Genomic DNA, 19,949 nt, shown 5'->3' with positions numbered 1-19,949 from the left:
TTATGACGGAACTAAACAAACTAACAGTAGCAGACAGTATAAAAGGTCTAAAAAATAAAGATTTTACAAGTACGGAATTAATAGGTGCACATATTAAACAAATAGAGAAGCATAGAAACCTAAATGCTTATGTTACCGAAACTTTTGACTTAGCTTTAAAACAGGCTGAAGCAGCCGATCAAAATTATGCTCAAAATAACGCAAGAACCCTTGAGGGTATCCCGTTTGCCGCTAAAGATCTTTTCTGCACGAAAGGAATTAGAACTACGGCATGTTCTAATATACTGAAAAATTTTATACCTAATTATGAATCAAGTGTTACACAAAATATTTTTGATAAGGGCGGTGTGATGCTCGGCAAAACCAATATGGATGAGTTTGCTATGGGTTCAGCAAATATCACTAGTTGTTTTGGAAATGTAATTAGCCCTTGGAAAGCAAATGATGATAATGCTGATTTAGTTCCAGGCGGTTCTTCAGGCGGTTCAGCTGCAGCAGTTAGCGGATTTATGGCATCTGCTGCTCTTGGTAGCGATACGGGCGGCTCGGTACGTCAACCTGCAAGCTTTACGGGTTTAGTCGGTTTTAAACCGACATATGGTCGTTGCTCAAGATACGGAATGATATCGTTTGCTAGCTCCCTTGATCAAGCAGGAATATTTACTAGAAGCGTTTTAGACAGTAGCATTATGCTTGAAGCGATGATGGGGTTTGACGAAAAAGATTCTACTTCGATTAAAGCAGAAGTTCCAGAGCTACAATCCGCTATCGGAAGTTCTATGAAAAATATGAAGATAGGCGTACCTCTTAGCCTTGGTGAGGGCAGTATTATTGAACCTGATATTATGAAAATGTGGCAGGATACCATAGAACTACTTAAAAACGCCGGTGCTGAAATAGTTGATATTACTTTGCCGTATGCTAAATACGGTGTTGCTGTTTATTACGTAATAGCACCGGCTGAAGCTTCTTCAAATTTATCTAGATATGACGGCGTTAGATACGGTCTTCGAGTAGAACGTGAAAATATGACGCTTGACGAAATGTATGAAATGACTAGATCAACTGGATTTGGGGAGGAAGTAAAACGTCGTATTATGATTGGAACATATGTGCTATCATCTAGTGGTATGGATGCATATTATCTAAAAGCTCAAAAAGTACGTCGTTTAGTTGCAAACGATTTTAATAATGCTTTTGCAAAAGTTGATGCCATTCTATTACCGGCTGCCCCGACTGCAGCTTTTAAGATTGGTGAAAAACAAAATGATCCGACTATTATGTATTTAAACGATTTATTTACTATTCCTGCAAGTTTAGCCGGTTTACCTTGTGCATCGGTTCCTGCTGGATTATCGGCACGCGGTTTACCTCTTGGGATACAGATTATAGGTAAACAATTAGACGAATATAATGTTTTGAAAGTAGCATCGACAATTGAGTCAGGTGTAAAACATATTAAATTTGAACCAAAGGGTTTTTAATTATGGCATATATTGAAGGTAATACGGGGAAATGGGAATATGTAATAGGGCTTGAAATCCATGCTCAAATTTCCTCAAAATCTAAGCTTTTTTCAGGAAGTAGTACTATTTTTGCAGCAAATCCAAATTCGCAGGTTTCCTATGTCGATGCAGCAATGCCCGGGATGTTACCGGTATTAAATAAGCATTGTGTACACCAAGCAATTAAAACAGGGCTTGGGCTTAAAGCTAAAATAAATAAATATTCGGTATTTGACCGTAAAAATTATTTTTATGCCGATCTGCCGCAAGGTTACCAAATTTCGCAATTTTACTATCCTATAGTACAAAACGGCACTATGGAAATACCGACTAGTACCGGCGATCTTAAAACTATTCGTATTAACCGTTTGCATTTAGAGCAAGATGCGGGTAAATCTATGCATGATCAAGCACCACATTACAGCTTTATCGATTTGAATCGTGCCGGTATTGGACTTATGGAAATTGTGACCGAACCTGATATATCATCACCGGAAGAAGCAGCTGAATTTGTAAAAAAGCTAAGAAATTTGTTACGTTATATTGGCAGCTGTGACGGTGATATGGAAAAAGGCTCGATGCGTTGCGATGCTAATATTTCAGTAAGACGTAGCGGCGAACCACTCGGCACAAGATGCGAAATTAAAAATATTAATTCAATTCGTAACATCATTAAAGCAATAGAATTTGAAGCTAAAAGACAAGTTGACTTGCTTGAAAGCGGTGAAGAAATAATTCAAGAAACACGCCTATTTAATGCCGATAGCGGCGAAACAAGAACTATGCGTTTAAAAGAAGAAGCACTTGATTATAGATATTTTCCTGATCCCGATTTATTACCGCTTGTTATTTCTGATGAGTTAATAAATGAGCTAAAAACAAATTTACCTGAGCTACCTGATCAAAAGATTGAAAAATATACGAAGGAATTTAGCTTAAGTAAATATGATGCCGAAGTAATAGTAGCCGATGAATCGGTTGCTGAGTATTTTGAGAAAGCAGCAAATGAATGTAACCCTAAAATGCTTACTAATTGGCTAACTAGTGAATTATTTGGCCAATTAAATAAAGCATCGATAGGAATAAATGAATGCAAAATTACCCCTAGTAACTTTGCAAAACTGGTAAAATTAATAGAAAATGATACTATTTCCGGTAAAATTGCAAAAACCGTTTTTGAAATTATGTTTGAAACCGGTAAAGCACCTGATAAAATAGTAGAAGAAAAAGGACTTGTACAAGTTTCGGATAATAACGTGCTAAACACGGTAATTGACGAGGTAATAGCTGAAAATCCTGAATCAGTAGAGGGTTATAGAAGTGGTAAGGATAAATTATTCGGTTTCTTTGTAGGACAGGTAATGAAAAAAACCGGCGGTAAGGCTAATCCGACGCTTGTGAATCAGCTTTTAAAGGAGAAATTGAGTTCTTGATGCTATTCCTTTGAAGATATTGCCCGAGTGGATAGATTTTTCTGTCATTGCGAGCAGCCATAGACTTTGTTGCATGGCTTGGTTTCATCGTCATTGCGAGCAGCCGTAGGCTACATGGCAATCTCGCCAAATATCCTGAGATTGCTTCGTCAATTACTACGTAATTTTCCTCGCAATGACGATTTGATATCCGTACAACAAGGGCAATGCCTCGTAGGATGACACAGAACATACTCAAACTTAAAACATTATTTTTATGAAATTTCTGAAAATATTTTTACTATCTTGCTTACTAGTTTCTTGTGAAAAAAAAGAAACGGAAAAAACTTTAATAGTCGGTACTGCCGCAGATAATCCTCCTTATGAATTTATCCAAGACGGAGAGATTGTTGGGATTGATATTGATATTATCAAAGCAATAAGCGAACGTCTAAATAAAAAAGTTATCATAAAAAACTTCGACTTTAACGGTTTACTTGCAGCTTTGGTTAGTGAAAATATTGATGTTGCGGTGGCGGAGCTTTCCGTAACACCGGAGCGTGCTGAATATATCAGCTTTTCCGATAATTATGCTACTGCAAGATTTGCCATAATATATAGAACAGGTGATAATATACAAAATAGCAAAGATCTAGAAAATAAAATAGTAGGGGTACAGCTCGGTAGTGTTTTAGAAAAAAAAGCACACGATCTATCACAGACGATAAATATTAAAGTTCATTCTTTAGCAAATCATTTAATGTTGGTTGAAGAATTAAACGCCAGAGTCATAGATGCTATTATTTCTGAGGAATTTCAAGGCAAAAAATTAAAAGAAAATAATTCAAATTTAGAAAGCAGTACTTTAGAAGAATTTTCATCCGATTTTGCTATAGGCATGTCTAAAAACTCAGGACTAATTAATGAAATTAATGAGGCAATCGATTCATTAAAAAAAGACGGAACCATTAACAAAATTATGAAAAAATGGCTGGGACAGTAACAGAAAGTCAATTTAAAGATGCTATGAGCCGATTCCCTCAGGGAGTGACTATTATAACAACAAATTGCAATAACGAACTTTTTGGCTTTACTGCTAGTTCTCTTACTTCCGTATCTTTAAAACCGCCGTTAATATTATTTTGCCTTAATAAAAACTCTTTTAGTATCAACAGTTTTCAAAAAAGTGATAAGTTTGCAATTAGTATTTTAGCAGAGAATCAAATTGATATCTCAAAACATTTTGCTAAATCACAATCTAATAAATTTACAAAAATTGATTATGAGCTTGGTAATAAAACTGAGTGCCCTTTAATAAACGGTGCAACTTATCATATAGAGTGTAATAAATATGATTCTTACGATGCCGGTGATCATGTTATATTTATCGGTGAAGTAATAAATACCGCTATTAAAAATGATTTAAAGCCTCTATTATATTTTCATAAATCGTATACAAAGATTTAATTTTGGTTATTTTTTGCTGCAAATTATAAGATTTTTTGAAATATAAGTAACTATTCCAGCAAAAATCTTATTAATTTTCGCTAAAAAACACCTCAAAATAGCCAATCAATTAGAAATATTCACAGAACCTAGTTTAATTTGAAAAATTGGCGTCGTATAATAAGATCTGCGGTTCAAACTATATTAAGTATACACTGCGATCCAAGGACTTTAGACGCCTTGCTCTTGTCCAAATTAAACTTCGTCTACTTACTGTTCATTTATTAGGAGTATACATTGCCAATATGTTAAATATCGGTCTTAGTGGTTCTACCGGTAAAATGGGAGAAACCATTCTAGAGAGAATAGATAAATTTAAAGATTGCAAAATTGCAGCAAAATTTAATAGTACTAATAATTTAGATGATTTAGATAATTTTTGTAAAAATTCTGATGTGATCATCGATTTTTCTACCCCTGAAATATTAGAAAAATTAATTAATTATGCATTAAAACATAATACAAAATTAGTAATCGGAACCACAGGTCTCCAACCTCAACATTTTAAGCTTTTAGAAAAAGCAGCTCAAACTTTACCTGTTTTATATTCTGCAAATATGAGTATAGGAGCTAATTTGCTTAGCTATCTAGCTAAAGAAGTAACAAAAATACTAGATGATTACGATGTTGAAATTCTAGAAACGCATCACCGTAATAAAAAAGATTCACCCTCAGGAACTGCTGTTATGCTTGCTGAAACAATTGCCAGCAAAAAAGGATTAAATATAACATTTAATCGTGGTAATAGACTAAGAAGCGAAAAAGAAATAGGTATTTCCTCGCTTCGTGGTGGAAATGTTCACGGTATACATGAAATATCTTTCCTAGGTGACGATGAAATAATCACCTTAAAACACGAAGCTCTGAATAAAAATTCTTTTTCTATTGGTGCAATTAAAGCCGCTATTTGGCTACAAGATAAACCTTCTGCTTTATATTCAATGCAAGATATTTATAAAATATAATTAATATAGCTTGAAAAAATACCTTTAAGAGGCTATATTTTATTATGTAAATAACATAATCCTAAGGTTACTTATGATCGATTATACAAAAACTTTAACTGCCGCCTCAAAAAATAAAACTTTTGATGAAGGCTTAAGAAAATACATGCTTAAAGTATATAATTATATGGCTTTAGCACTTTTACTAACCGGTGTAGCAGCCATAACGACTATATCAGTTGAGCCTATTTATAATTTAATGTTTCAAACAGGTTTCGGTACTATTATAATGTTTGCTCCGCTCGGTATTGCTTTATATTTCTTTATGGGCTTCGGACAAATGAACCTGCCAACGGCACAAATATTATTTTGGGTTTATGCCGGTTTAACCGGTATGTCGCTTGCATATTTAGCTCTTATTTATACCGGTGCATCAATAGCTCGTACTTTCTTTATTTGCTCTTCCGTTTTTGGAGCAATGAGTTTATACGGTTATAGTACAAATAGAGATTTAACATCTATGGGTTCATTTTTTGCAATGGGTCTTATAGGTCTTATCATTGCTTCATTAGTCAACTTGTTTCTAAAAAGCTCGGCTCTTTCTTTTGCTACTTCTCTTATTGGAATAGTAATATTTATGGGATTAATTGCTTGGGATACTCAAAAGATTAAGTCTATGTATTACATGGCAGGAAACGATGAAGTAGGACAAAAGCTTTCTATTATGGCAGCCTTTACTTTATATTTAGATTTTATAAATCTTTTCCTATATTTAATGAGATTTTTAGGCAATAGAAGAGATTAATTGGTATCATTCTTGCAAAGTCATGATTTTATTTCATTGCTTCGTTTTTTCATTGTTATATCACGATCAAATCTATAGTACTGAATAGTTTTTAAAAAGACCTGGATGTCATATCCCCGCAAAAGCGGAGGCTTTGTTGCACGGCTTCAAAAACTTATTCAATGTCATTCCCACGTGGCATTGTTGTGTGGATACCGAATCATTATTGCAAACGGTCGCAGCGAACTCGGCAATCCAGAAAAAATAATAAAAAAATTCTGTAAATCAAAATGTTTACTGGATTGCTTCGTCAATTGCTGCGTGGTTTCCTCACAATGATGAGGATTTTGACCCACGCAACAACACTTTTTCACTATTAGTTAATATTAAGCAGGTTATTTTTATGTCTAAAGAGAAAACTCAACAAGAATTATTATTACAAGAGCAACTTTTTAAAGCCCTGAAAACTAACGATACAGAATTGAATGCCAAAATATCTAGAACCTGCAAAGGCATTGCCGAATCTGTTATTGACCTTTCTAATGACCAATCTCCTACTGCTGAAAGCCTATATATTAGCTATATGGCCCTAGCCGATTTAAACACTAAGGATTTAGCTAAAGTTACAACAATAATAAAAAACTCGTTTCCAGGAGATAAAAACAAGAAATTAAGGGAAATAATCGATACACCTCTTTTAGAGCACTTAGTTATGATAGAGGCAATTGAACGACAGGTTGGATTAGATGATAGCCGATATAACGCAGATTACAGAAAACTTGAAGAAATAAGAAATCCTAATGACCCTAAAAAAGTAATTGATGCTATGCTACGTGATAAGAGGGTGGCACAGCAAGCTGAGTTTGAGGAGAAAGGAAAAAAGGCAGCAGGCGTCTCGGCCGGTTATGTTGCTAAAGATAACGCCGGTAATACTTTTATTTTAAAACATTTTTATAAAACTCATGCTGCATGCAAAAAAATACAAGGTAATCATGCACAAAGACAGGCTATGGCTGACCGAAGAGACGGAGTACAAGAATTAATAGGCTCTACCATGTATCAATTTTTATTACATGATCGCGCACCAAAAGAAGGGCTGGTAACAGCGGATGAACAACACCCTGATTCACTTTATGTACGTTCTAAATTTTTTGATAATGCTGTAACACTAACAGAATTTTCCGGTTTATCAGGTGAAACTAGAGTCAGAGATAATGATCAAAATTTAAAAAAGTTGGAAGGATTTGAAAAAGCCATAGCTGCTTGTCATATGCTGGGGGAAGTAGATTATCATGCTGGTAATTTAATGGTACAGGATGGTAAAACAATAACCAAAATTGATCATGGTCGCTCTTTTTTAGCATTTCATAAGAATTTTAGCAGTATGATTCAATCAACAGCTGAAATGTTTACACATCCTGGTGTTGGCTACAGTGCTGCTATTAAAGCAGGTAATTTCTCATTTAGTATCGATAAATATAGCGAATCATTAAATCAAATGATAAGTCAATTTGATGAGAAACAGATGGAAGCAATAGTTGATCAAAAAATTGATGCATTAAAAAAAGCTGGGTTTGATCCAAAAAATATTATGTTATCCACTAATATTCAAAATTTTGATGATTTGAGAAAACACTATAAAAGCAGTATAAAAGAAAATCTTGTTAATATGCAAGAAGTGGCCAAAGGAGCTGAGATAGTAACAAAATTCAGTAATGTTTCACCTGAATTTAAAAATGGTGGTTGGTTAGAGGCTTTCGCTAATTCACCTGTAAAAGACCCGGTACTCTATGCAATAGATAATAACATTACAATTGAAGGTAAAGATGCTAAAGAGTGGGCGTATGAAAATAATTACCAAATTAAAATTTCTATAGGCTTGAAAAAAGAAACAATCAAGGAACAACAATGGAGCAAAGATTTGGACGGAAAATGGAAAGAAAAAGAAGTTGAGGTTAAGACAGATAAAGTAGAAGTACAAATTTCTGATCCTGCAAAATCAATGCGTATACAAGACAAATCTACAGGCGAAAAATTGGCATCACTAATTGTTGATTTTACAAAGCAGGCAACAACTAAAAACGTAACCGATAAAGCAGTAGCAAAATTCTACGACAATATAATGAAAGTGCTAAAAAAAGAAAATTATCTTACCGAGCAAGATATTAAGGGTATAAAGAAACATTTAAAATATCAGGATAACATCGAAAACACGACCAACTTATTAAATGCTAAATCTTTCAAGTTAAATTCTAAAGATACTATATATTACAAGGTAGGAATTTTTTGTGAAAAGATAGGTTTACCTAGTATCTCAAATTATTTTATGAAACAAATTTCTCCTGAGAATTTAAATAAAATTCATAATACAGAAAAACTTATAGCAGAAAGTATAAAAATTGGTAATGTACTACAACAGAAGAAGCAAGAAAGACTCCAAACAAAAAGAGTAGAAACGGTAAAAGAAATCGCATTCTCTCAATTACAAGCTAGGAAGGAAAGACATCAACAAAGATAAGCATTGTTGAGTATCTGCCTTAAACGTCATTGCGAGCAGTCACAGAGTCGTTGCATAGTCCTAATGTCATTTCTAGCTAAAAGCGGAAAGCCAGTAACTATTAATCTCATCCTGCGACTTGATCGCAGGATCTAGTCTTTTTTAAATTTTTTTCTCGATACCGTGGTCAAGCCACGGTATGACAGCGAAAAGTACTGGATTTCCGCTTTTAGCTAGAAATGACATACTATAGGCGAAGTTGCGGTATGACATAATAACATACAACAACTATAAATTCTTATTCTTTTTCTGCATTTTTTCTAGCAGACGGTGAGAGCATAATGCTTAGCTCTTTTAGAGCTTTATCCTCTACATAGCTTGGGGCGTTCATTAGTAAATCTTCAGCCTGCTGGTTTAAAGGAAACGCAATTATTTCCCTTATATTTGTTGCTTCCGCAAGCAGCATAACGATTCGGTCAATACCGGGGGCTATTCCACCATGTGGTGGAGCTCCAAACTTAAATGCTCTAATCATCCCTCCAAATCTCTTATCAACTTCCTCTTCACTATAACCTGCTATGGAAAATGCTTTATACATAATTTCCGGCTTATGGTTTCTAATAGCACCGCTGGACAGTTCAATACCGTTACAAACAATATCATATTGGTATGCGGTAAGTTCTAATAACTCTTCAGTGGTTTTAGCTTGCTCTAAAGCATCTATTCCGCCCTGCGGCATAGAAAACGGATTATGGCTAAAATCAATTTTTCCTGTTTCTTCATTTAACTCATAGAATGGAAAATCGGTAATCCAGCAGAATTTAAAACAATCTTTTTCAAGTAAATCAAGCTCTTCACCAAGTCTTATTCTAACCTTACCAGCAAGTTTAGCAGCTTTCTCTTTCTTATCGCTAGCGAAAAATACAGCATCACCGTTACTAATACTAGCTGTAGCTTTTAGACTCTCTAATTGCTGCGGGCTTAAGAATTTTACTACCGGTCCCTTTGCTTCACCGGTTTCACTAAACTGAATATAGCCAAGTCCACCTGCTCCTTCTGATATCGCAAACTCTATCATTTTATCGAAGAAACTACGAGGCAGTGCAGCTGCCTTAGGTGCAGGAATTGCACGCACTATGCTACCTTTTTTAATATTCTCTCTAAAGATTGTAAAATCGGAATCTCTAAATATCTCAGTTACATCGGCAATTATAATAGGGTTACGCAAATCAGGCTTATCAGAGCCGTATTTTAGCATAGATTCATTATATGGAATACAAACGAAAGGAGTCTCTGATACTTTCTTATCCGTGAATTTAGTGAATAAATCATACATCACAGGCTCAATAGTACTAAATACGTCTTCCTGTGTAACAAACGACATTTCTACATCTAGCTGATAAAACTCGCCGGGTGATCTATCGGCTCTTGCATCTTCATCCCGAAAACAAGGAGCAATTTGGAAATAACGATCAAAGCCTGATACCATCAATAACTGCTTGAATTGCTGAGGTGCTTGCGGTAATGCATAGAACTTACCCGGATGCATTCTACTAGGTACTAAAAAATCCCTAGCCCCCTCAGGTGAGCTTGCTGTTAAAATCGGAGTTTGAAATTCGGTAAAACCGCTTGCCGTCATCAAATGACGAATATGAGAAATAATTTGTGAGCGGAGTATTATATTATTATGTAATTTCTCACGTCTAAGATCTAAAAAGCGATGTTTAAGCCTAGACTCTTCGGGAGCTTCTTTTTCAGTATTAATAACAAAAGGTAGAGTGTCCGCAGCTGACTCAACACTAAATTCCACAGCTAGCACTTCAACATGACCTGTCGAAAGCGTATTATTAATCGTGTCCTCTGATCTTGCTACAACTGTACCCCTTACCGTAATTACCGACTCATAACGCAAACGACTTGCATCCTCCATAAGCTGAGGGTTTTGATCGGTAAACACGATTTGAGTTATACCGTAATGATCACGTAAATCTATAAAAACTAGATTCCCGTGATCTCTTCTTCTATGTACCCAACCGGATAGCTTAACTTCTGTTTCTACATCGGATATTTGTAATTCGTTACAATTATGAGTTCTGTATTTATGCATTTTTATTTTTTTATTATACGATTTCCCCATTATATACATAAAATCACAAATTTTCGCAAATAAAAACTAAAAATTTATCTTACCAAAGTTTTATCTTGATATTGCAGCAGCTTTTGGCTTTGATGGGCGTTGCTGATAATTTTGTTGTTGAGGTTTTACTTGATTTAACTCACCTTTAATCCATTCATATATTGCTTTCTTAGGATTTTTAATTATCTCTGCAACATTTTCGACTAGATTTATTATTCCTTTAACTAACGATAATACATCTTTTGCTATTTCACCTATAGAATTATTACCTGCTTGGAGTTTTTCTTGGTCTTGCTTAGACAAATTACTACGTATCCTATTCATTCTTGATTTAAGCTCATCTTGTTCTAGCTCTTCTTTTGTAAAATGTGACTTAAGTTTTCTATCAACAATTTTTTGTTCTTCCGGAGTTAAATTTTTATATTGATCAACAAGCTTATTAACTTTTTCTTGTTCTTCCGGTAGTTTTGAAATATTTTCAGCAATATTTGACATTTGTTTCTCTTCTCTTATAAAGTTAAAACATATTAATTTACATTATATATATATTTTTATACAAGAAAAACTTTAATAGAAATTAACCTTTGAACGCAGCCTTAATACCTAGAAAGTCTAAAAAATTTCGTAATTCTTGACGTGCAAGCACGTGTGAGCTATTAAATGCTCTATCATATTTTGCAGTTTTTAGATCAAGTAATGTTAGACCTTGTAAAAATAACTCCCTATATATTACACGTTCACTAAATCCTGCTGCGAGTTTAAAGTTAATTCTTTTAGCAAGTTTAGCTAATACATTTCCTACGCGTCTTTTATTTAATGCATCAAGATTACTTAAACGATTACGAAGTATTACCCAATCTATACTAATTCTATCACGACTAGCACGTTCCATTTTCTGCTCCCAAATCATTTGACTATATATTGATGGGCTAATAATTTCATCCTTGCTATCGACTTTTGCTATTACGTCTAAATCTAGAAAGCTATCATTAATCGGTGTAATAATTGTATCGGCGTAAGAATGAACAACCCTTGATAAAGGAGTATGACTGCCTGGGGTATCAATCACTATATAATCGACATCCTGATTATTTTTGAGTATCGGCTCAAAACTCTTTGCTTGCTCTTCTACTTTGCTTTCCGATATATGAAAATGTTTCGGTACTAATACAGGTTTATCAGGATTGTGTTTATTATATAAATCTCGATTTTTTAAATAATTCGTTAACGAACTTTGACGTGAATCGGTATCTATACTTACTACCGAATAATTTTGATAAAGCAGAGCGATTATTAGATGCATAGAACAGGTAGTTTTACCTGCTCCGCCTTTCTCATTACCTATAACAAATATATAAGGTTTATTTATTGTGTTCATAATTATATTCAGAATAAACGAATAGTAAATAGACGAAGTTTAATGTCATTCTTAGCTCAGTATTACACATGTGGATAGTTTTTTCCGTCATTGCAAGAAAATGACGTAAGTAATTGACGAAGCAATCTCAGGATATTTGACGAGATTGCCACGCAGCCTAAGGCTGCTCGCAATGACGACTCGGTATCCATGCAGGCAATGCAACGCAAGAATAGCATTTAAGTATATTCTTTGATAAATTTCTCTAGTAATCTCACGCCGTATCCTACTGCCCCCTTAGGACCGAGTGCTGAAGCTTTATTACTATTTGCAACGCCTGCTATATCTAAATGAGCCCAATCTACTCCATCTTTAATGAAACGTTTAATGAAATGTGCAGCTATGCAGCTTCCGGCAGCTCTCGGTACGTTCCCGATATTTGCCATATCGGCTATGTCGGAGTTAATCATTGCATCATACTCATCATGCAGCGGCATTCTCCAAAGTTTTTCATTAACTTCTTCCCCTACTTTTATTAACTTATCAGCTAACTCATCATTATTGGAAAAACAACCAGCATATGTATTACCAAGTGCTATGGTTATTGCTCCTGTTAGAGTTGCAACGTCAATCACGCATTTAGGCTTAAATTTTTCTTGTGCATACCAAACAGCATCAGCAAGTACTAACCGCCCTTCTGCATCGGTATTTAAAACTTCGGCAGTTTGCCCTGACATGGTAGTTACTACATCCCCTGGACGCTGTGCATTACCGGACGGCATATTTTCGACAAGCCCTACAACACCGACTATATTTATAGGTAATTTTTGACCAGCAACCGCAATGATGGTACCCACAACTGCTGCAGAACCTCCCATATCGTATCGCATTAAGTGCATATCACTTGACGGTTTTAATGAAATACCGCCTGTATCAAAAATCACTCCTTTACCGACCAAAGCAATAGTCGGAGCATCTTTACTGCCACCTTTATATTCCATCACCACTAACTTTGACTCGTTTTGTGAACCTTGCCCCACACCAAGTAATGCTCCCATACCAAGGTTTTTCATCTCACGTTCACCGATAACATCAACATCTACCCCTAGCGGTTCAACTCTATCAACTATTCTTTCGGCATAAACTTGAGGAGTTTTAATATTTGACGGTTCATTACTTATATCTCTTGTAAAAAATACTGCTTCAGCAATTAATTTTTTGATTTCAAATAATTTTGCCGTTTCAGTGCTATTATCAGTAAAAATTTCAATTGACTCTACTGCGAACTTCTCTGCTTCTTTTAAGGTAGTTCTATATTTATCAAATCTGTAAGAAGCAAGAAACGCACCGCTAGCAACTAAAGATGCAAATGTTTGAGATGTAAACCTGCTAATTCTATTTGTAAGTTTTAAGCCAATAGTAGAAATTTTACAACCGGTTGCATGCTGTAAGATTTTGCCGCCTAACTCTTCAATTTTTGCTTCAGTTAATTTTTCTTCATTCCCAAGACCTGCTATTATCAAATATCTAACCTCGCCTGATTTAATGACGGACGGAATAACCTTGATCTGTCCATATTTACCGGTAAATTGCAGTTTATTCTGAATAGTTTTAGAAATTAATCCATGATGTTGTTGATCAAGTCCTATTAAATTACTATCAAGCTTTAACTGTTCATCAATAAAAACTACTAGACCTTGATTAGTAGATGAGTCTTCATTCACAAAATTTACGTTAAGCATATTTATTCCTTATATTATTTTTGACTTTGGATCATTCTATTTATCTTGATAAAACTTTGCAAGTATTATAATTGATTTAAAACAAAATCTCATTAAATAGCATTTGACAAATGTTAACGTTTTTTATATCTTACTGACGGATTAGTTAAATTTAAGTAATAATATGCCAGTATATGACATCACTTCTCATTTAATTAAGCAGAAGTATACAATGATTAAAGCATCATGTGAGTTAAACCAAGATATGGGTAAGATTTATAGTCTCACTCCTCATCCAATACGATATAATTGCCTTAACTATTTAAAGTTATTATCTCTACCTATATCGCTAGCATTTTATATAACAAAGCTTTGTTTTACGGCTAATCCGTCATGGACATGGATCGGGGTTAATATTTTGCATAAGAAGATAGGTCAAGCAACAGCCAAAAAAATACTACACGGCTTACCTGACGAAGTAGAACCAGATCAAAATATACCTAAAATTGTCGAGTATGTATTTAGACAATATGAAGAAAATCCTACATTAACCCCTATTATTGAACCTACATTTATACAAAAATTTTTAGCAAAGGCCAGTAAATATATTCCTGCTTTGTCTAGAATAGTAAAGTTTTGGAATGAAGGAGGAATTAACTATTCTGATGAAATACAAACAAAACGAGCATTAATTGACGTTATTTATAAACACATTATTGCTAAAGCTTATGAAGTAGGTAAAAAAGGAGGAAAACTTGAAATAACGGATGTGACAGCACTTTTCCCAGAGATAAATTTTGAAGAAAAAGTCAATGCTGCATCAGCAAATCTTGAAACAGAGAAGGTAGAAGTAAGCAATGAAGAGTCTTTAATTGCTGAATTGCCTGTTAGACATCTTTCTAAACCAGCTTATAGAGAGGAAGTTAAAAGAGATACGGAACGCAGCACCGCAGCGTATATAGACATACGTGAGGATGCGAGTACCGGATCGACGTCTAAATTACCTCTAGAAGTGAAGTTTGGAAAGATGTCTATTGATCAAAAACACGAAGAAACTACGATTACTACTAATGCAAATAATAGTATTAACCCATTAGTAAACTTACTCATGTTAAAAGCTTTACATGATGCAATTCGTCAAGAAGTACTGAAAACTTATGTTGAACATTGTTTAGCAGAAATTCAGATATCTAAAAATCAAGAAACACTTGAAAACTTCCAATATGACGATTCTTTAGCAAAATTACAATTATACGGTAATTATGATAACAATAATACGTATATCTTTGAACAACCAGTATCTTATTTAGGTCAAACCTACGAGCATTTAACAGCACCGATTGCTTGTTATTAAAGCGTCATTTCTAAGAAAAAGCCTATAAAAAACTTGTTTTTTTATAGGCTTTTTTTTGTCAATAATGCGTAGTAAGGTTATTTTTCTGGATTCCCGCTTCTAGCTAGGAAGGCATTGTTGCGTGGATACCACCTCGTCATTGCAAGGACATTACAAAGTAATTGACGAAGCCAGCTCAGGGGAGTTTGTTATTATTTCATGAGATTGCCACGCCAGCATAAATGTTGGCTCGCAATGACGGGTTTTTTATAAACTATCCGATACATACGAAGATCAACTTGGAAAAGAGCAAAGGGTCTGTAAATCGAGGAGCGGAGCGTATATTAAACGTTCAGCATCCTACGACTTACAAAGATGACACAGCCAATTTTTCAAGTTCTATCTTAGTATATTTATACATTCTCTTCATCAAGCTTTACGGCTGCTTTACGCATTTTATCCATAAAGTAACCGGTTCCAGCAGGTACTAATCGTCCAACTATCACGTTTTCTTTTAGTCCTCGCAACTTATCTACTTTACCAGCAATAGCTGCTTCAGTTAAAACTCTAGTAGTCTCTTGGAATGATGCCGCGGAGATAAACGATCTAGTTTGCAGAGAAGCTTTAGTAATACCTTGTAATATTAATTGTGCTTCAGCAGGTTTTAAACCATTTTTCATAGCTTTTTCATTTATCTCATCAAATTCATGTCTATCTATTTTTTCACCTGCTAATAACGTAGTTCCGCCTGAATCCGTAACCTCTACTTTTTGTAACATCTGACGGATAATAACTTCTATGTGCTTATCATCAATCTTTACACCTTGTAGACGATAAACGGCTTGAACCTCATTAACAATATAATTTGCAAGAACCTCTACGCCCATTACTTTTAAAATATCTTGAAGTACCAGATTACCGTCAATCAATAAATCACCTTTTTTAACAAAGTCACCTTCGTTAACTACAACATGCTTGCCTTTTGGTACCATATACTCAATAGACATTGTTTCATCAATCGGATGTATAATAATACGTCTTTTAGATTTATAGTCTTTACCGAATTCTACTCTACCGTCAATTTCGGCAATAACTGCATGATCTTTAGGGCGTCTTGCTTCTACAAGCTCGGCAACTCTTGGTAAACCACCGGTAATATCTTTAGTAGTGGTTGATTCTTTCGGTATACGTGCAATGATATCACCTACCGATATTTGTACTCCGTCTTCTACGCTTAAAACTGCTCCAACCGGCAAGTAATATCTAGCTTCTAAACCGTTTGATAAGGTGATAACTTCACCTTTAGCATCTAAAAGCTGTATACGCGGACGTAATTCTGCACCGCGTGAATATTGCTTTGATTCAATAATAACTTTACTCGGTATTCCGGTAGCTTCGTCAGTTACGTCACGAATAGAAATACCCTCAACCATATCTTTGAATAAAACTTTACCTGACTTCTCCGTGATAATCGGTATAGTATAAGGATCCCATTCTGCTAGTTTTTGAGTTTTAATCACCATATCACCGTCATCAACAAGTAATCTAGCACCGTATGGAATTTTATGACGAGCCTTTTCATTACCGTTATTATCAAGCAATAATAATTCACAATTTCGGCTCATAACAATTTTGCGTTCTTCAGAATTAATCACAACGTTACGACTTATAATTTTCACTTTTGCGTCATAGGAAGCGTCTACGGAAGAAACCTCAGCACCTTTTGTTGCTGCTCCTCCGATATGGAAAGTTCTCATTGTAAGCTGCGTACCCGGTTCACCGATAGATTGAGCAGCAATAACCCCGATTGCTTCACCCTCCGATACTAATGTACCGGTAGCAAGATCCCTACCGTAACATATGCTACATATACCGGTAGTACTTTCACAGGTTAATACAGATTTTATCATAATTCTGTCGAGTCCTGCCGACTCAATCTGCTCTAACTTTGCTTCATTAATAAGCTCGCCTTTATTGAGAATTAGATCATTAGTTACCGGATGAAATATATCAATAGCAGCAGTACGACCTAAAATCTTTTCAGCTAAAGGTACTATAACTTCTCCACCTTCAATAACACTCTTAACTTCAATTCCTTTATCAGTTCCACAATCTTTTTCAGTAATAATACAATCTTGTGCAACATCTACTAATTTTCTTGTTAAGTAACCTGAGCTTGCCGTTTTTAAAGCCGTATCTATTTGCCCTTTACGCATTCCGTTAGCAGAATTAAAACACTCAAATTCAGTTAATCCTTCCTTAAAGTTAGAGATAATAGGAGTTTGTATAATTTGACCGTTTGATTTGGTCATTAAACCTCGCATACCGCCTAGCTGCTTAATTTGCTGGAAAGAACCTCTTGCTCCGGAAATAGCCATCATATATATAGCATTTATTTTCTGATGATTTGGAGCATCATTAACCGGCGGCGTAGCAATCTCTTGCATCATGTCGTTTGCTACTCTATCGGTACATCTTGACCAAGCATCGACTACTTTATTATATTTCTCTCCGTAAGTAATTAAACCGTTTGAATATTGTTGTTCAAATTCTTTTATTTCAAGCTGAGTTTCGTTGATATGAGTACTCTTAGATTCCGGTACTACCATATCGTCCATTCCAAAAGAAATACCTGAAGAACAAGCATATTTAAAACCTAGTTTCATTAGCTGATCGGCAAAAATTACCGTAGCTTTTTGACCGCAGTGACGATAAACTAAATCTATAACTAATGATATGTCTTTTTTAGTTAGTTGTTTATTAATAAACTTGAATTCTATATTAGGGTTAGAAGGCAATAACTCACCGACCATTAACCTACCGTAAGTAGTATCAATGATAACAGGGACCATTTTACCTTCGGCATTTAACTGATTTCTGCGATATTTTATCTTTGTATGAATAGTTATAAATTTATTATATAAAGCATGTTCCATCTCAGCTAAATCTGAGAACATCATCCCTGCGCCTACTTCATTATCAAATGCAAGGGTTAGATAATATAAACCAAGCACTATATCTTTATCCGGTACAATGATAGGACGACCGTTTGCGGGGCTTAAGATATTATTTGTAGACATCATAAATACCCTAGCTTCAAGCTGTGCTTCAATCGATAACGGGATATGTACTGCCATCTGATCACCATCAAAATCCGCATTGAACGCAGCACACACAAGCGGATGAAGCTGGATCGCTTTACCTTCAATTAATAGCGGTTCAAATGCTTGAATACCAAGCCTATGTAACGTCGGAGCCCTATTCAGTAAAACCGGATGCTCTCTAATTACCTCTTCAAGCACGTCCCACACTTCGGATTTTTCAGCTTCCACCATTCTTTTAGCGGCTTTAATAGTTGTAGCGATGCCGTACAACTCAAGCTTAGAATAAATAAACGGCTTAAATAACTCCAGAGCCATTTTTTTAGGTAAACCGCACTGGTGAAGTTTAAGCTCAGGTCCTACCACGATAACCGAACGTCCTGAGTAATCAACCCTCTTACCTAGCAAGTTCTGACGGAAACGCCCCTGCTTACCTTTAAGCATATCACTTAATGACTTAAATGGACGCTTATTAGCATTTTTCGCTGCTCTACCGCGACGACCGTTATCAAATAACGCATCCACCGCTTCTTGTAACATTCTTTTTTCGTTTCTGACTATTATATCAGGAGCTTTTGACTCTATTAATTTCTTTAAACGATTATTTCTATTAATTACTCTTCTATAAAGTTCATTTAAGTCTGAAGTAGCAAATCTTCCGCCGTCAAGCATAACAAGCGGTCTAATTTCAGGAGGAATAACCGGTAAAACATCCATAATCATCCATTCCGGCTTGTTTTCCGACTCTAAAAAATTCTCTACTAATTTTAAACGCTTTACTAATTTTTTCTTTTTGACTTCTGAAGAAGTGGTTTGTAATTCCTCGTATAACTCTTGCTTTAACTTTGAAAAATCAAGCTCTTTAAGCATTTGTTGTATTACTTCTGCACCTATAGAGGCAGTAAATGCATCTTCACCGTACTTATCTTTTGCTTTCTGTAATTCTTCCTCTGTTAAGAGTTCGCCTTTTTGTAAAATCGATAGCCCTGGGTCAACTACTACATAATTTTCAAAATAAAGAATCTTTTCTACATCTCGCATTGTCATATCAAGAAGTGTACTAATTCTTGAAGGTAGCGACTTTAAAAACCAAATATGGGCAACGGGAGCTGCAAGTTCAATATGCCCCATTCTTTCACGTCTTACTCTAGAAACCGTAACTTCAACGCCGCATTTCTCACACGTAATGCCACGGTTTTTCATCCGCTTATATTTACCGCAGAGACATTCATAATCTTTTACCGGACCAAAAATTCTTGCACAAAATAAACCATCTTTCTCAGGCTTAAAAGTTCGATAGTTAATTGTTTCAGGTTTTGTTACTTCACCGAAAGACCACGAACGTACCTGATCGGGACTTGCTATATATTAATCCTTATCTGATCAAATTGTTGAGTATTACTTAATTGTCCGTAAAAATTTACTACGCTCATAAATACTTTTCCTTAAAAATTACTCGTATATACTCAGTGAATTTCAAAAATTGGCGTTGTCGTTCTACAAGTTCTGCGGTGCTCACGTATTAAGTATACGCTCCGCTCCTCGCCTTGTGAACTCCTAGCTCTTTTTGAAATTGACCTTCGTCTACCCAGAGTTCTTATTGCACCCTATATGTCATTCCCGCAAAAGCGGGAATCTAGTAAAACAGATAA

General features: G+C 35.1%; 12 protein-coding genes and 1 pseudogene. 8 read left to right on the top strand and 5 right to left on the bottom strand.

Annotated features, from left to right (window positions below; genetic code table 11):
* The first annotated feature begins 2 nt into the window (after positions 1–2).
* From gatA to risK1, 7 genes are all read left to right on the top strand, one after another.
* On the top strand, positions 3–1,484 hold the full coding sequence (gatA, locus tag RSL_RS01020) for an Asp-tRNA(Asn)/Glu-tRNA(Gln) amidotransferase subunit GatA (RefSeq protein WP_014273204.1): 1,482 nt from the start codon (positions 3–5) through the stop codon (positions 1,482–1,484).
* Positions 1,485–1,486: 2 nt separating this feature from the next.
* Positions 1,487–2,938: an Asp-tRNA(Asn)/Glu-tRNA(Gln) amidotransferase subunit GatB gene (gene gatB / locus RSL_RS01015; protein ID WP_014273203.1), complete on the top strand. Its 1,452-nt coding sequence runs from the start codon at positions 1,487–1,489 to the stop codon at positions 2,936–2,938.
* 256 nt (positions 2,939–3,194) lie between these two features.
* Positions 3,195–3,920: an ABC transporter substrate-binding protein gene (locus RSL_RS01010; protein WP_014273202.1), complete on the top strand. Its 726-nt coding sequence runs from the start codon at positions 3,195–3,197 to the stop codon at positions 3,918–3,920.
* The gene (locus RSL_RS01005) at positions 3,905–4,384 is read left to right on the top strand and encodes a flavin reductase family protein (RefSeq protein WP_014273201.1); all 480 of its coding nucleotides are present in this window, start codon (positions 3,905–3,907) and stop codon (positions 4,382–4,384) included. Before RSL_RS01010 ends, RSL_RS01005 begins: the two co-directional genes overlap by 16 nt.
* Before the next feature lie 284 nt (positions 4,385–4,668).
* On the top strand, positions 4,669–5,388 hold the full coding sequence (gene dapB, locus RSL_RS01000; protein ID WP_012150406.1) for a 4-hydroxy-tetrahydrodipicolinate reductase: 720 nt from the start codon (positions 4,669–4,671) through the stop codon (positions 5,386–5,388).
* A gap of 73 nt (positions 5,389–5,461) precedes the next feature.
* Positions 5,462–6,172: a Bax inhibitor-1/YccA family protein gene (locus tag RSL_RS00995; RefSeq protein ID WP_014273200.1), complete on the top strand. Its 711-nt coding sequence runs from the start codon at positions 5,462–5,464 to the stop codon at positions 6,170–6,172.
* Between the two features lie 382 nt (positions 6,173–6,554).
* Positions 6,555–8,669, top strand: a complete 2,115-nt coding sequence (gene risK1 / locus RSL_RS00990) for a T4SS effector phosphatidylinositol 3-Kinase RisK1 (RefSeq protein ID WP_014273199.1) — start codon at positions 6,555–6,557, stop codon at positions 8,667–8,669.
* A 277-nt stretch (positions 8,670–8,946) separates the two neighbouring features.
* Here risK1 and aspS read toward each other — a convergent pair whose 3' ends face one another.
* From aspS to RSL_RS00970, 4 genes are all read right to left on the bottom strand, one after another.
* Complete coding sequence (gene aspS, locus RSL_RS00985; RefSeq protein ID WP_014419701.1) at positions 8,947–10,755, bottom strand: aspartate--tRNA ligase; 1,809 nt, start codon at positions 10,753–10,755, stop codon at positions 8,947–8,949.
* A 90-nt stretch (positions 10,756–10,845) separates the two neighbouring features.
* On the bottom strand, positions 10,846–11,280 hold the full coding sequence (locus RSL_RS00980) for a DUF3106 domain-containing protein (protein ID WP_004996619.1): 435 nt from the start codon (positions 11,278–11,280) through the stop codon (positions 10,846–10,848).
* A gap of 82 nt (positions 11,281–11,362) precedes the next feature.
* Entirely contained in the window at positions 11,363–12,163 is an 801-nt protein-coding gene (locus RSL_RS00975; protein ID WP_014273197.1) for a division plane positioning ATPase MipZ, read from the bottom strand.
* A 218-nt stretch (positions 12,164–12,381) separates the two neighbouring features.
* Positions 12,382–13,884 (bottom strand): leucyl aminopeptidase, encoded by a 1,503-nt coding sequence (locus RSL_RS00970; protein WP_014273196.1) that lies wholly within the window; start codon positions 13,882–13,884, stop codon positions 12,382–12,384.
* A 163-nt stretch (positions 13,885–14,047) separates the two neighbouring features.
* Here RSL_RS00970 and RSL_RS00965 point away from each other — a divergent pair, with 163 nt between their 5' ends.
* Positions 14,048–15,217, top strand: a complete 1,170-nt coding sequence (locus tag RSL_RS00965; RefSeq protein ID WP_014419700.1) for a palindromic element RPE1 domain-containing protein — start codon at positions 14,048–14,050, stop codon at positions 15,215–15,217.
* A gap of 392 nt (positions 15,218–15,609) precedes the next feature.
* Here the strand turns inward: RSL_RS00965 and rpoC are convergent.
* Positions 15,610–19,730: pseudogene (gene rpoC, locus RSL_RS00960) on the bottom strand (DNA-directed RNA polymerase subunit beta').
* Between the last annotated feature and the right edge of the window lie 219 nt (positions 19,731–19,949).

Source organism: Rickettsia slovaca 13-B (assembly GCF_000237845.1).
Taxonomy (GTDB): domain Bacteria; phylum Pseudomonadota; class Alphaproteobacteria; order Rickettsiales; family Rickettsiaceae; genus Rickettsia; species Rickettsia rickettsii.
The sequence above is the reverse complement of the archived record's forward strand: the minus strand, read 5'-3'. Positions and strand labels throughout refer to the sequence as shown.